Genomic DNA, 14,172 nt, shown 5'->3' on the forward strand with positions numbered 1-14,172 from the left:
CGGTAGCGGGAAATGGAGTGGATTATTTATCCGCTTTCGCCGGAATAAATTGAATTCGAAAGATAATTAATGGTTATAGAACATGCGAGGTCCACCAGGACCACCGCCGCCATGACCACCACCGTGACCGCCGCCACCAGGGCCCCAAAACGGAGGAAACAGACAACCGCTCAGGCTGACAACAACCAGGCCAATACTTAACAGGGCTAAAATACGACGCATAAAATAGATCCTTTTTGAATAAACAGAGCGAGTATAAATAATTACTGAATAAGCTGTTGTCAGGCTTGCGTTAAGGTTCGTTAATATTTCCATAAGAATTGAACAGATAACACATTCACGCCTGTTGAATTATTTCAATCAGGATACGTTTGTATTTATTACGTAAGCCCGCAGCAAGTTAAACGAAAATCCGCCTTTGGCTCATAGTCAGTTCTGTACCCCCCTGATATAAAAAACACGTCATATAAAATATAGAAGGCGTGACTACCGTGAAAAAATCTCTCTTATTGCTTTGTTGTGCGCTGGCCTTGCCTGTGATCGCACAGGCAAATGTTTCCATTGACGTTAACGTACCTGGCGTAACGCTTCACCTCGGGGATCAGGATCAGCGCGGTTACTACTGGGATGGTTACGACTGGCGTCCGCCGCAGTGGTGGCGCGCGCATCAGGGCCATCATTATGGTGAGCGCAACGAGCGCGGGATGTACTGGCACGGCAACCGCTGGGATGCCAAACCGCCTCAGCGGGGTCATAGCGCGCCGCGGCCGCCACAGCAGCCGCATAATCAGGGCCGCCCGGATGGCGGTGATCATCGTGATAACAACGGACATCAGGGCGGTGGCAACAATAATCATCAGGGTGGCAATAGCGGTCATCAGGGGAACGGCCAGCCGGTTCCGCCGAATGGTCAGCCAGGCCGTTAATCCTGATCGTCTTTGCAAAATACAAAAAGCCGGTGCTCAGTCACCGGCTTTTTCATTTTCTGTTTCCGCGCAGTGGAGCTAACTGCTTAATATCGGTAGGATAGCGAGATCCCTACTATCCCCTTCAGCCCCCGGAAACTGCAATTCATGTCTAACCGGCAGACCTTTTCGACCCTGGAACATCAGCAAAAAAAGCGTGATCGGCGCGGGCTTTACGGTCTGAGCGTGCTCTTAATTCTGGTGCTGGTGCTGAGTCTCAGCGCGGGCGAAAACTGGCTATGGCCGGATAAATGGCTCAGTAATGAAGCGCGGTTATTTGTCTGGCAGTTACGCTTACCGCGTGCGATAGCGGTGATTCTGGTCGGCGCGAGTCTGGCTGTCGCCGGTGCCGTCATGCAATCACTGTTTGAAAATCCGCTCGCAGAACCCGGCCTGCTTGGCGTGGCGAACGGCGCGGGTGTCGCGCTGGTCTTTTGTGTGATGCTCAGTCACGGGATGCTGCCGGTTTGGATCATGAGTCTGGCTGCTGTGGCGGGTGCGTTAGTCGTCACTTTCTTTCTGTTATACGCCGCGCGCAGGCATCGGCTCAATAATGCCCGTCTGCTGCTGGTGGGTGTTGCCATTGGTATTGTGTGCAGCGCCCTGATGACCTGGGCCATTTACTTCAGCAGCAATCTGGATTTACGCCAGCTGATGTACTGGATGATGGGCGGTTTCGGTGGGGTGGACTGGCGACAAGTCTGGCTCGGCGTCATGCTGTTGCCGGTTCTGCTCTGGCTGACAGGTCAGGGTAAGACGCTGAATCTGCTTTCACTGGGTACGCAACAGGCGCAGCAACTGGGCGTCTCCCTGACATCCTGGCGCTATATTCTGGTGCTGGCCGTCGGCTGGATGGTCGGCCTGAGCGTTGCGCTGGCAGGTGTGATAGGGTTTATCGGTCTGGTGATCCCCCATATTCTCCGTTTGTGCGGTATGACCGACCAGCGTCGTCTGCTTCCGGCCTGCGCGCTGTGCGGTGCGGCGGTATTGCTGCTGGCAGATGTGCTGTCACGCATCGGGTTGTACGCGGCGGAGTTGCCGATCGGTGTCGTCACGGCGACGCTGGGCGCACCCGTTTTCATCTGGCTACTGGTCAGAGCCGGACAAATACGCTGATCATCTTTCAAGAGATCAACTATTCTCTCCCTACCTTCTACCTATCAGGATAAAAAGCGATGAGTAATGACATTTTTGATATCTCCCTGAAAACCATTGATGGCGAAACCAAAACGCTTGGCGATTACAAAGGTTCGGTGTTGCTGGTGGTCAATGTGGCGTCACAATGCGGCCTGACCAAGCAATACGAAGGTCTGGAAAATATTTATCAGGCCTGGCATGACCAGGGTTTTGAAGTCCTCGGGTTCCCTTGCAACGAATTTGGCGCGCAGGAACCGGGTACAGAAGATGAAATCAAAACGTTCTGCACCACGCAGTTTGGCGTTAAATTCCCTATGTTCAGCAAAATTGACGTCAACGGCGAAAACCGTCACCCGCTATACAGCGCGTTGATTGCTGCCCGTCCTGAGGCGGTCAAACCTGAAGCCAGCGGTTTCTACGAGCGTCTGGCGAGTAAAGGGCGTCAGCCGGTGAAACCTGAAAATATCCTGTGGAACTTCGAAAAATTCCTGATTGGCCGCGACGGCACTGTCGTCCAGCGATTCGCACCTGACATGGCACCGGAAGATCCGATTCTGATGGAAGCGATCAAGGCCGCACTGGCGAAGTAATTCATTAACGTTGAAGGGCAGGGAACGCGGATGCTGGAGTGTCGTGAAATCAGTGTGGAAGGGCGCCTTCGTGCATTCAGCGCGAAGATTGCGCCGGGCAGCCGCGTTCACCTTATCGGGCCGAACGGCGCGGGTAAAAGTACCTTACTGGCAAGGCTGGCGGGGGTATTTGAAGGAAAGGGCACCCTGACGGGCGATGTGCGGTTTAACGGCCAGCGGGTTGCCGATCTCGGTGGCTTGCAGCTCGCGCGTTTGCGTGCCTGGCTTTGCCAGCAGTTGACCCCGGCGTCCATGATGCCGGTGTTTCAATACTTATCTTTGCACCAGCCCCGCCTTGCTGAACCTGCCGCCGTTGAAAAGACGATTGCGCGTCTTTGTGACGCTTTACAACTGAGCGATAAACTGGCGCAGCCGGTCACGCATCTTTCTGGCGGCGAATGGCAGCGGGTACGGCTGGCGGCCGTGTTGTTGCAGGTCTGGCCGACAGTGAATCCAGATTCGCTGATGTTATTGCTGGATGAACCGATGAACAGCCTTGATGTGGCACAGCAGCAGGCGCTGGATCAATTGCTGACGGAGTTCTGCGCCTCAGGCCGCGCTGTTGTGATGAGCGATCACGATCTCAATCACACCTTACATTATGCCCGTCAGGTGTGGCTGATGTCGGCGGGAAACGTTGTGGCTGCCGGTGAATGTGCTGACGTCATGCAGATTGAAAGGCTTTCTCAGGTATACAACGTCCAATTTCAGATACATTCTCTTGCCGGACGTCAGTGGATAATGACCACGGCGACGCCTTTTTCGTTAAATGAATAGCGGTTTAATTATATTAACGAACCCTATTTTAAACACGAAACACTCTCATCGTTCATAAAAAACACTGCCTGAGGTTCTATTAATAAAGTTCATTTTTTTAATAAATCCTTAATATATTTTAAGTTATTGTTTTTATTGATTTTGTAATAGACGATACTATTTATCCCCTTCCTATTTAACTTCTGTTTAACTTCACAAAACTGGCAAATCCTTAAGGTTAAATTAAGCTTAAACCGACATCATAAGATCCAAAATTCAGGGCGGTGTTTACTTACGGTTAAATAAACACAGTCTACAGTCGTGTTGAGCTAATTACCTTTTGGGATAGTGAAATGGAAAACTTTTTGCCTTTCTCCCGTCCGTCTATGGGCGAAGAAGAGATCGAGGCTGTAGGGCAAGTGTTGCGTTCAGGTTGGATCACGACCGGCCCGCAGACACATCAGCTTGAACAAGATTTTTCTGCTGCCTTTGGTTGTAAACATGCCATTGCGGTCAGCTCCGCAACGGGTGGAATGCACGTTACATTGATGGCGCTGGGCATTGGCCCCGGCGACGAAGTGATTACACCTTCTCAGACCTGGGTGTCGACGCTGAACATGATTGTTTTGCTCGGAGCCGAGCCGGTGATGATTGATGTGGATCCGGATACGCTGATGGTCAGCGCAGAGGCTATTGCCGCCGCCATTACGCCTAAAACCAAAGCAATTATTCCTGTGCATTACGCCGGTGCCCCTTTAGATCTCGACCCTGTATACGCCGTGGCAAACCAGCATGGTATTGCGGTGATTGAAGATGCGGCTCACGCCGTCGGTACGCGTTATCGCGATCGCTGGGTTGGCGCGCAGGGAACGGCAATTTTCTCCTTCCATGCGATCAAAAACATGACCTGTGCCGAAGGTGGCCTGGTTGCTACTGACGACGATGAACTGGCCGCCAAAGTGCGTGCGCTGAAATTCCACGGGCTGGCGGTCGATGCGTTTGACCGTCAGGTTCAGGGGCGCAAACCGCAGGCAGAAGTGGTCGAGCCTGGCTTCAAATACAATCTTTCAGACATTCATGCCTCCATTGCTGTTGTGCAGCTCAAACGCCTGAGTGAAATGAACGCCCGTCGTGCCGAACTGGCGCAACGTTACCTCGATAAATTACAAGGCTCGCCGTATCTGCCAATGAAAGTGCCGGATTATCCGCATCTTCATGCCTGGCATTTATTCATGATCCGCGTAGATGAAAAACGTTGTGGCATAAACCGTGATGCACTGATGGAACGTCTGAAAGAGCAGGGCATCGGAACCGGTTTACATTTCCGGGCTGCCCACACTCAAAAATATTACCGCGAACGTTATCCGCAACTTAGCCTGCCAAACAGTGAATGGAACTCAGCCAGTCTGTGCAGCCTGCCGCTGTTTCCTGATATGCAGGACAGCGACGTTGATCGTGTCGTCTCGGCTCTTTTTTCCCTTTTGGAGGCGCAGTAGTGGCGCATTATGAACCTATTCGTAAAGTCTCGGTGGTTATCCCGGTCTACAACGAAGAAGAAAGCCTGCCCGCGTTATTGACGCGTACTCAGGCAGCGTGTCAGCAACTGACGCAGCAATATGAAATTATCCTGGTGGATGACGGCAGCGCCGACAGCTCCGGCGACATGCTTGCCGCCGCCGCAGAGCAGCCTGACAGCCACATCATCGCGGTTTTGCTCAACCGCAATTACGGGCAGCACTCGGCGATCATGGCCGGATTTAGCCATGTCACCGGCGATCTGGTCATCACCCTTGATGCCGATCTACAAAACCCGCCGGAAGAAATCCCGCGTCTGGTGGCGAAAGCCGATGAGGGTTATGACGTCGTGGGCACGGTAAGGGCAAACCGCCGTGATTCCTGGTTCCGTAAAACCGCGTCCAAAATGATCAACATGATGATTCAGCGCGCCACCGGCAAATCGATGGGCGACTACGGCTGCATGTTGCGGGCTTACCGTCGCCACATTGTTGAGGCGATGCTGCATTGTCACGAGCGCAGTACCTTTATTCCTATTCTGGCGAACACCTTTGCACGGAAAACTGTGGAAATTCCGGTGCAGCATTCTGAGCGCGAATTTGGTGATTCCAAATACAGCCTGATGAAGCTGATTAACCTGATGTATGACCTGATCACCTGCCTGACCACCACGCCGCTGCGCATGCTTAGCGTTGTCGGCAGTGCGATCGCCATCTTCGGTTTCGTGCTGGCGATTTTCCTGATCCTCATGCGGTTGATTCACGGCCCGGCCTGGGCTGCTGACGGGGTGTTCACCCTCTTTGCTTTGCTATTTATGTTTATCGGTGCGCAGTTTGTCGGCATGGGATTACTCGGTGAATACATCGGGCGGATCTACAACGATGTTCGCGCACGTCCCCGTTATTTCGTTCAAAAAGTCGTCGGCGTTCGTTCCGAAGAAAACAGTCAGGAAGAAGAGTGATGAAAGCGATTGTATTTGCCTACCATGATATTGGTTGCGTTGGTTTACAGGCTCTGGTTGATGCCGGTTATGACGTTCAGGCGGTCTTTACCCATACGGATGCACCGAATGAAAACCAATTCTTTTCCTCTGTCGCCCGTCAGGGTGCCGAATTAAATCTGCCGGTGTACGCGCCGGAAGACGTGAATCATCCGCTGTGGATTGATCGTATTCGCGCCTTGCAGCCTGATGTGATTTTTTCTTTCTACTATCGCAATATGCTCAGCGAAGAGATTTTATCTCTCGCGCCGCAGGGCGGTTTTAACCTGCACGGTTCACTGCTGCCGCGTTACCGTGGCCGCGCACCGGTAAACTGGGCGCTGCTCAATGGTGAAACTGAAACCGGCGTCACCCTGCACAAAATGGTGAAGCGCCCTGATGCCGGTGACATTGTCGGCCAGCGTAAAGTGGCGATCGCCTCAGATGACACGGCACTGAAGCTGCACGCGAAAGTACGCGAAGCGGCGAAAGAACTGCTGACCGATTTACTGCCAGAAATGAAAGCAGGCAAGATAACCCTGACGCCGCAAGATGAAGCGCAGGCGAGCTACTTTGGTCGCCGTACGGCGGCTGACGGTGAAATTCATTGGCATAAATCAGCCACTGAGATTAACAACCTGATCCGCGCCGTGACCGAACCTTATCCGGGCGCGTTCACTTTCCTCGGGCAACGAAAACTGACGGTTTGGCGCGCGTTGCCGTTGAACACTCAGCACGACAAACAACCGGGCACCGTCCTTTGCGCTGATCCACTGACCATCGCCTGTGGCGAAGGTGCGTTGCAGATCCAGGCCGGTCAGAGTGAAAACGGGTTGTACGTTCAGGGTTCTCGTCTGGCGCTGGAACTGGGCATTATGCCGGAAATGCGTCTCTCCACGCTGCCTACTGCGGTGATGAAACGCCGTACCCGCGTGCTGATCCTGGGGGTAAACGGCTTTATCGGTAACCACCTCAGCGAGCGTTTGCTGCGTGAAGACCGTTACGAAATCTACGGTCTGGACATCAGTTCTGATGCTATCAGCCGCTTCATGGGCAATCCGCATTTCCACTTTGTTGAAGGCGATATCAGCATTCATTCCGAGTGGATCGAATATCACATCAAAAAATGTGACGTTGTGCTGCCGCTGGTTGCCATCGCCACGCCAATCGAATACACCCGTAATCCGCTGCGCGTGTTCGAGCTCGATTTTGAGGAAAACCTTAAAATCGTTCGTGACTGTGTGAAATACAAAAAACGCATCATTTTCCCGTCCACGTCTGAAGTGTACGGCATGTGTGATGACAAGGAATTTGACGAGGATAACTCGCGTCTGATCGTCGGGCCTATCAACAAACAGCGCTGGATTTACTCAGTATCCAAACAGTTGCTGGACCGCGTGATTTGGGCATACGGCGTCAAAGAAGGCCTGAAGTTTACGCTGTTCCGTCCGTTTAACTGGATGGGGCCGCGACTGGATAACCTCGATGCCGCGCGTATCGGCAGCTCCCGTGCAATCACTCAGCTGATCCTCAATCTGGTAGAAGGTTCGCCGATCAAACTGGTTGACGGTGGCGAGCAAAAACGCTGTTTCACCGACATCAACGACGGCATTGAAGCCTTGTTCCGTATCATTGAAAACCGTGACAACCTGTGTGACGGCCAGATCATCAACATCGGTAATCCGACCAACGAAGCGAGTATTCGTGAACTGGCGGAAATGCTGCTGGCGAGCTTTGAAGCGCATCCGTTGCGCGCACAGTTCCCGCCGTTTGCCGGTTTCAATCTGGTGGAAAGCAGCACCTATTACGGCAAAGGCTATCAGGACGTTGAGCACCGCACGCCGAGCATTAAAAATGCCCGTCGCCTGCTGAGCTGGAAACCGGAAGTGGGCATGGATAAAACCGTCGCCGACACCCTGGATTTCTTCCTGCGCTCCGTAAACCCGGAAGCGGATCACTCCTGAAACGGTGCCATTCATGAAGAAAGTGGGTCTGCGCATTGATGTAGATACCTGGAGCGGCACCCGCGAGGGTGTCCCTCAGCTTCTGCAAGTGCTTGCAAAACATAAAATTACCGCCAGTTTCTTCTTCAGCGTCGGGCCGGATAACATGGGGCGTCACTTGTGGCGCCTGCTTAAACCGCGCTTTCTGTGGAAGATGCTGCGCTCCAATGCCGCGTCACTCTATGGCTGGGATATTTTGCTGGCCGGTACCGCGTGGCCGGGTAAACCTATCGCGCGCGATTTGGGTTATCTGATGAAAGAAACGGCCAAACGCGGGCATGAGGTCGGGCTGCACGCCTGGGATCACCAGGGCTGGCAGGCCAAAGTGGGGAAATGGTCCGAAGCACAGCTTGAGCAGCAAATTCAGCTGGGGCTGGACGCACTGGAAAAAAGTCTCGGTCATGACGTCGAATGTTCAGCGGTAGCAGGCTGGCGTGCTGACGAACGGGTGATCGAAGTTAAAGAGCGTTTCCACTTCTATTACAACAGTGATTGCCGCGGAAAATACCCGTTCCTTCCTGTGCTGGAAAACGGCACCCTCGGGACAGTTCAAATTCCGGTGACGCTACCGACTTACGATGAAGTGGCCGGTGGCGACATAAACGCCGATAACTTCAACGACTTTATCCTCAGGGCCATCACTGAGGATCAGGGCGTGCCGGTTTACACCATTCACGCAGAAGTGGAAGGAATGTCTCTGGCTGCGCAGTTTGACGCGTTATTAACCCGTGCAGCGGCGCAGGGGATCCAGTTCTGCGCACTGGGTGATCTGCTCCCGCAGGATCTGAGTTCGCTGCCGAAAGGCAAAGTGGTTCGCGCCAGTTTCCCTGGACGGGAAGGCTGGTTAGGTTGTCAGCAAGAAGGTTTTTCCTGATGTCGAAAGCATATAAAAGCGTGTGGAGTACACTGGTTCTGGTGTTTTTCGCGCTGGTTTACCTTGTTCCTCTTAACACCCGCCTGTTGTGGCAACCCGATGAAACCCGTTATGCAGAGATCAGCCGGGAAATGCTGCAACGCGGCGACTGGGTGGTGCCACATCTGCTGGGTTTACGGTATTTTGAAAAACCGGTGGCTGGCTACTGGTTCAACAATATCAGCCAGATGATCTTCGGCGACAGCAACTTTGCTGTTCGCTTTGGTTCCGTGTTCAGCACCATGCTCAGCGCGTTGCTGGTGTTCTGGCTGGCAAACCTGATGTGGCGTAACCGCCAGACGGCGTACATCGCGACGCTGATCTATCTTTCCTGCACGCTGGTGTTCAGCATCGGCACCTACAGCGTGCTGGATCCGATGATTACCCTGTGGATGACCGCCGCGATGGTCGCAAGTTACTTTTGTCTGCGCGTTTCGGGCACGCCGCAAAAGGCGTTGAGCTGGATTGTGCTGGGGCTGGCTTGCGGCATGGGCTTCATGACCAAAGGTTTTCTGGCGCTGGCGTTACCGGTCATTGCTGTATTGCCGATTGTCTGGCGCGAAAAACGCTTCAAAACCCTGTTTGGCTGGGGGCCGCTGGCGATCGTCAGTGCTGTCGCCCTGAGCCTGCCGTGGGTGCTGGCCGTCGCACGTCAGGAACCGGACTACTGGCGCTATTTCTTCTGGGTCGAGCATGTTCAACGCTTTGCTGAATCGAACGCACAGCACAAAGCCCCGTTCTGGTATTACCTGCCGGTGCTTTGCCTCGGCGCGCTGCCGTGGCTGGGGCTACTTCCGGGAGCACTGCGCGATGGCTGGACTAAACGCGTACTGCGACCTGAGCTGTTCTTCCTGCTGAGCTGGGCTGTGATGCCGCTGATTTTCTTCAGCATCGCCAAAGGTAAGCTGCCGACATACATTTTACCGTGCTTTGCACCGCTGGCGTTGCTGCTGGCCGATCACCTTGATCAGATCCGCCAGTCAGGGAAATTGCGCGCGCTGAAAGCCAACGGCATCATCAACATCGTCTTTGGCGTGCTGATGGCCGTGGCGGTGCTGGTGATCTCCGGAATATTGCCGGTTCATGTTAAAGCGGTGTTTGGCCGTGCTGAACTGCCCCGGGCGCTGATTGGTATTTTGTGCTTTGCAGTCTGGGCGCTTGCCGGTGCTATGTCGCTGACTGATCTGAAAAAACGCTGGTACTGGGCGGCAATTTGCCCGCTGGTGCTGGCATTGCTAATCGGTCAGGCTATTCCGCAGAAAGTGATCGACTCCAAACAGCCGCAGGCATTCCTGGATCAGAACAGCGCGCTGCTTCACCAGAGCCGTTACATTCTGGCAGATAACGTGGGTGTGGCGACCGGTTTGGCGTGGATGCTTAAACGCAGTGACATCATCATGTTTGATGAAAGGGGAGAGCTGGAGTACGGCCTGAGTTATCCTGATGCGCAGGATAAATTTGTAGATGCCGCCGGATTCCCGGCATGGTTACAAAAAGCGCGGCAGGAGGGGAATATTTCAGTGGTTATCAAACTCGACAGCAACATTGTCTCTGCCGATAAACTGCCACCGGCGGATCATACGGTGCAAGTGAACCGTCTGGCTCTGCTGTTCTATAAAAAGCTGCCATGACCGGATTCCTTCTGGTGCTTGCGGTCAGCGTGATCACCTGTGCCGGCCAGCTTTGTCAGAAGCAGGCCGCACAGGTTTCAGGCAAAGGTGCGAGTTTCGTCCTGCGCTGGCTGGCGCTGGCGGTGGTATTGCTGGGGATTGGCATGTTGCTCTGGCTGCGGGTCTTACAGCTTTTGCCTCTCAGCCTGGCGTATCCGATGCTCAGCCTGAACTTCGTGCTGATCACGCTTTGCGCCCGCTGGTTCTTCCATGAATACGTGGATACCCGACACTGGTGTGGCGTCGTGCTTATCATGTCGGGTATTGCGCTGATGAGTGTCAGTTTATGAAAGGCTATCTGTGGGGCGGTGCCAGCGTACTGTTAGTGACGCTGGCGCAATTACTGATGAAGTGGGGCATGGTACAGATCCCGTGGATTTCACTTTCACAGATCACAATTGTGTTTGTACAGAATCACTTAAGTGCGCTGACGGCGGTGTTTTTTGGCCTGTGCGGCTATGTGCTTTCCATGGGCTGCTGGTTCTTTGCGTTACGCGTTTTACCTCTCAACCGCGCCTATACGTTGCTGAGTCTGAGTTATGCGCTGGTCTACATCGCCGCTGTCGCGCTGCCGTGGTTCAATGAGAGCATCAGCCTGACGAAGACCCTCGGCGGGTTACTGATCCTCTCAGGCGTGTGGGTCATTCACAGCAAACCCTCTAAAAAATCACATTAATGCCCTCCGGCAACGATAAAAATCATCATTTAAAGGTTGGATGACGGATAAAATAGCGCTAAATTCTATTAGTTCTTAGATAACGGCGACTTATCCGGCCTGCGCAAATCCTCGCGTTTCGGCCTTGGCCGTGACGCTATTCGAGAAGGAATGCACTATGCGCTGGTCGTCCGTATCCATGTATTCCCTGCTGGCTGTTGCCGCGTTAATTCTTAACGGCTGCAGCAGCCACGCACCGCCGCCAAGTGGCCGCTTTGCCGATTCCATCACCGTGGTTGCCGAGCTTAACGACCAGCTCAGCCAGTGGCATGGCGCACCGTACCGTTATGGCGGATTACAACCGAGCGGCGTCGATTGCTCCGGTTTTGTTTTCCGAACCTACCGCGACCGTTTCGGCGTCGTGCTGCCACGCACCACCGCCGATCAGACAAAAATTGGCACTAAAGTGTCCCGCGATGAACTGCTTCCCGGCGATCTGGTTTTCTTCAAAACCGGCAGCGGTGAAAATGGACTCCACGTCGGCATTTACGACACCGCTGACCAGTTTATCCATGCATCCACCAGCCAGGGCGTCACCCGTTCTTCACTCGATAACGTTTACTGGCGTAAGGTCTACTGGCAGGCGCGACGCATCTGACGTATTCCCCCTGAATTCCCTGCGTATTTCATCCTGATTTTTGCTGTTATTATCAAAACAGACTTTTTCAGGATGAATACGCGATGACACCTCTCAGATTATTACTCTCCGACTCTTACGACCCCTGGTTCAATCTGGCTGTAGAAGACTGCATCTTTCGTGAAATGACCACGCAACGGGTGCTGTTTCTGTGGCGCAATGCGGAAACCGTGGTCATCGGGCAGGCGCAGAACCCGTGGAAAGAGTGCAATACCCGCCGGATGGAAGAAGACGGTATTCGTCTGGCACGTCGCAGCAGCGGCGGCGGCGCGGTTTTCCACGATCTGGGTAATACCTGTTTTACTTTTATGGCCGGTAAACCGGAGTATGACAAAAGCGTCTCTACCGGCATCATTCTCAACGCATTAAAAACGCTGGGTATTGATGCCAGTGCCTCAGGCCGCAACGATCTGGTGGTTCAGACCCCTGAAGGCGAGCGCAAAATTTCCGGTTCAGCCTACCGTGAAACCGTCGATCGCGGTTTTCATCACGGCACCTTATTGCTCAATGCCGATCTCAGCCGTCTGGCTAATTACCTGAATCCTGATGTGAAAAAGCTGCAGGCAAAAGGCATTACCTCGGTGCGTTCACGCGTGGCAAATCTGAATGAATTTGTTCCCGGCATTGACCATCAGCAAATCAGCACCGCCGTGGCTGAGGCTTTCTTTGGATGGTACGGCGCACGGGTGGAACCTGAAATCATCTCACCGGACGTTTTCCCTGACTTACCGGGTTTTCCTGAGCGGTTCGCTAAGCAAAGCAGTTGGGAGTGGAATTTCGGTAAAGCGCCTGCGTTTAGCCATGAACTGAATGAGCGTTTTGTCTGGGGCGGCGTGGATATTCACTTTGACGTGGAAAAGGGTGACATCAGCCGGGCGCAAATTTTCACCGACAGCCTGAATCCGGCCCCATTACTGGCGCTGGCGGGGCAGTTAACCGGAACGCGATACAACGCTCAGGATGTCTCTGAGGTGTGCGAGAAAATTATTCAGCAGTATCCGGCCTTCCGCTCAGAATTAGCGGAACTTCATACCTGGCTGGTGAGATGCATTAAATAATCTGCCCGGAGAGTGGGGCGTCACGCACTCTCCTGAGCTTGCGCAATATCTTATAAGACACTATAACCATTAGCGAAATTGACATTTTTCCGCCTCCGGACCAGTGAAAATGTGGGGATCTCCGATCCCCTGCACATAAAACGTCATCCGCATATAGACGGAGTTGCACGTTATACATAATGGAAATAAGATTAGTCCTAAACTATTTTTTGATATTCAATTTTTCACTTTCCGGTAATACCTCGGGATTACATGATTTTTTGCTCTGACCGCGATACAAGAAAGACTGTAATCACCTCGCAGTGCCGTTGAAGTTTTGGAAAATAATGAAAATACAATTCGATACGGCCTTTAACAGCAGCTACCTGTGTCAGCCAATTTATTCCGTTCAGGGGAAATTGCTTGCGATTGAATTAATTTGTCGCTTCTCCAGCACAGACAGTAAGTTAACTATGCCGACAGAACTGGTGCTGAATTTGCTGTCACAGGCCCAGCTGTTACGTTTTCTCAATGAGCAGCAACGTTGGGCGACTGAGCATGCACAATGGTTCAGTGATAACCAGGTCATCTTAAATATCGGTGTTGAAGAGCGGCTGGTGGCGATTCTGCTGGAGGATGAACCTCTGCGAAATGCCTTTAAAGCCCATGCGTTTGTACATCTGAATCTGAGCGAGTCGTTTCCGCAGCTTGCGCAAGGCCGGAACAATCCGCAACTGGTCTCCCTGCAACAACATTTCACGCTGTGGCTGGATAATTTCGGTTCAGGCAACGTCACGATGACACCGGTTTACGACCATCTTTTTAAATGGGTCAAACTGGATAAAAACTTATTCTGGCAACTTTACGAGGGAGAGCATTTCACCATCGTTATGCCTTCTTTATTAAGAAACGTCAGCCGTTTCTGCCGCAACATTGTGGTGGATGGGCTGGACAGTCAGGACTATTTTGATGCCTTACGTAAAAATGACGTTCAGGGCCTTAAAGGCTTGTTGTGGCCGGGCGTAGACCCGGAACAACTCGACAGCCTGCTGATCAGGCCCGACCAATTTCATTAATCGTCCGTCTTTATGAGTATGAGTCAATCCCGGCCAGGCCTTGCTGCGCCGGGATTTTTTATGGCACGACACCAATCTCCCTGCGTTTACTCCGTGTTAATCCCGGCAGGGCGGCTCTACACTAAAGAAAAGGGGGATTT

General features: G+C 52.9%; 14 protein-coding genes. All 14 read left to right on the plus strand.

Annotated features, from left to right (window positions below; all coding sequences use genetic code 11):
• Positions 1-491 precede the first annotated feature (491 nt).
• Positions 492-926, plus strand: a complete 435-nt coding sequence (locus ABSH60_RS17845) for a DUF2502 domain-containing protein (protein ID WP_390975090.1) — start codon at positions 492-494, stop codon at positions 924-926.
• A gap of 147 nt (positions 927-1,073) precedes the next feature.
• Positions 1,074-2,081 (plus strand): vitamin B12 ABC transporter permease BtuC, encoded by a 1,008-nt coding sequence (gene btuC / locus ABSH60_RS17850; RefSeq protein WP_390975092.1) that lies wholly within the window; start codon positions 1,074-1,076, stop codon positions 2,079-2,081.
• A gap of 59 nt (positions 2,082-2,140) precedes the next feature.
• Positions 2,141-2,692, plus strand: coding sequence for a glutathione peroxidase (locus ABSH60_RS17855; RefSeq protein WP_056773466.1), 552 nt, complete (start codon positions 2,141-2,143; stop codon positions 2,690-2,692).
• 30 nt (positions 2,693-2,722) lie between these two features.
• Positions 2,723-3,508 carry a vitamin B12 ABC transporter ATP-binding protein BtuD gene (gene btuD / locus ABSH60_RS17860; protein ID WP_390975095.1) on the plus strand — a complete coding sequence of 262 codons (786 nt, stop codon included), beginning with the start codon at positions 2,723-2,725 and terminating at the stop codon, positions 3,506-3,508.
• A gap of 332 nt (positions 3,509-3,840) precedes the next feature.
• Positions 3,841-4,983 carry a UDP-4-amino-4-deoxy-L-arabinose aminotransferase gene (gene arnB, locus ABSH60_RS17865; protein ID WP_122096216.1) on the plus strand — a complete coding sequence of 381 codons (1,143 nt, stop codon included), beginning with the start codon at positions 3,841-3,843 and terminating at the stop codon, positions 4,981-4,983.
• Entirely contained in the window at positions 4,983-5,963 is a 981-nt protein-coding gene (gene arnC, locus ABSH60_RS17870; RefSeq protein ID WP_056773473.1) for an undecaprenyl-phosphate 4-deoxy-4-formamido-L-arabinose transferase, read from the plus strand. The genes arnB and arnC overlap by 1 nt, the downstream gene beginning before the upstream one ends.
• Positions 5,963-7,945 (plus strand): bifunctional UDP-4-amino-4-deoxy-L-arabinose formyltransferase/UDP-glucuronic acid oxidase ArnA, encoded by a 1,983-nt coding sequence (gene arnA, locus ABSH60_RS17875; RefSeq protein ID WP_390975097.1) that lies wholly within the window; start codon positions 5,963-5,965, stop codon positions 7,943-7,945. The genes arnC and arnA overlap by 1 nt, the downstream gene beginning before the upstream one ends.
• 13 nt (positions 7,946-7,958) lie before the next feature.
• On the plus strand, positions 7,959-8,858 hold the full coding sequence (arnD, locus tag ABSH60_RS17880; protein ID WP_056773482.1) for a 4-deoxy-4-formamido-L-arabinose-phosphoundecaprenol deformylase: 900 nt from the start codon (positions 7,959-7,961) through the stop codon (positions 8,856-8,858).
• Positions 8,858-10,528 (plus strand): lipid IV(A) 4-amino-4-deoxy-L-arabinosyltransferase, encoded by a 1,671-nt coding sequence (gene arnT / locus ABSH60_RS17885; RefSeq protein ID WP_056773486.1) that lies wholly within the window; start codon positions 8,858-8,860, stop codon positions 10,526-10,528. The genes arnD and arnT overlap by 1 nt, the downstream gene beginning before the upstream one ends.
• Positions 10,525-10,857 carry a 4-amino-4-deoxy-L-arabinose-phosphoundecaprenol flippase subunit ArnE gene (gene arnE, locus ABSH60_RS17890; protein WP_390975100.1) on the plus strand — a complete coding sequence of 111 codons (333 nt, stop codon included), beginning with the start codon at positions 10,525-10,527 and terminating at the stop codon, positions 10,855-10,857. Before arnT ends, arnE begins: the two co-directional genes overlap by 4 nt.
• Positions 10,854-11,243, plus strand: a complete 390-nt coding sequence (gene arnF / locus ABSH60_RS17895) for a 4-amino-4-deoxy-L-arabinose-phosphoundecaprenol flippase subunit ArnF (protein WP_122096220.1) — start codon at positions 10,854-10,856, stop codon at positions 11,241-11,243. Before arnE ends, arnF begins: the two co-directional genes overlap by 4 nt.
• Before the next feature lie 157 nt (positions 11,244-11,400).
• On the plus strand, positions 11,401-11,880 hold the full coding sequence (locus ABSH60_RS17900; RefSeq protein ID WP_082465713.1) for an NlpC/P60 family protein: 480 nt from the start codon (positions 11,401-11,403) through the stop codon (positions 11,878-11,880).
• Between the two features lie 83 nt (positions 11,881-11,963).
• Positions 11,964-12,977 (plus strand): lipoate--protein ligase, encoded by a 1,014-nt coding sequence (locus ABSH60_RS17905; protein ID WP_390975103.1) that lies wholly within the window; start codon positions 11,964-11,966, stop codon positions 12,975-12,977.
• 326 nt (positions 12,978-13,303) lie between these two features.
• The gene (locus tag ABSH60_RS17910; protein ID WP_390975105.1) at positions 13,304-14,032 is read left to right on the plus strand and encodes an EAL domain-containing protein; all 729 of its coding nucleotides are present in this window, start codon (positions 13,304-13,306) and stop codon (positions 14,030-14,032) included.
• Positions 14,033-14,172 lie beyond the last annotated feature (140 nt).

The sequence above is a fragment of the Rahnella sp. R3(2024) genome (assembly GCF_042920125.1).
In the GTDB taxonomy this organism is placed as follows: Bacteria; Pseudomonadota; Gammaproteobacteria; order Enterobacterales; family Enterobacteriaceae; genus Rahnella; species Rahnella rivi.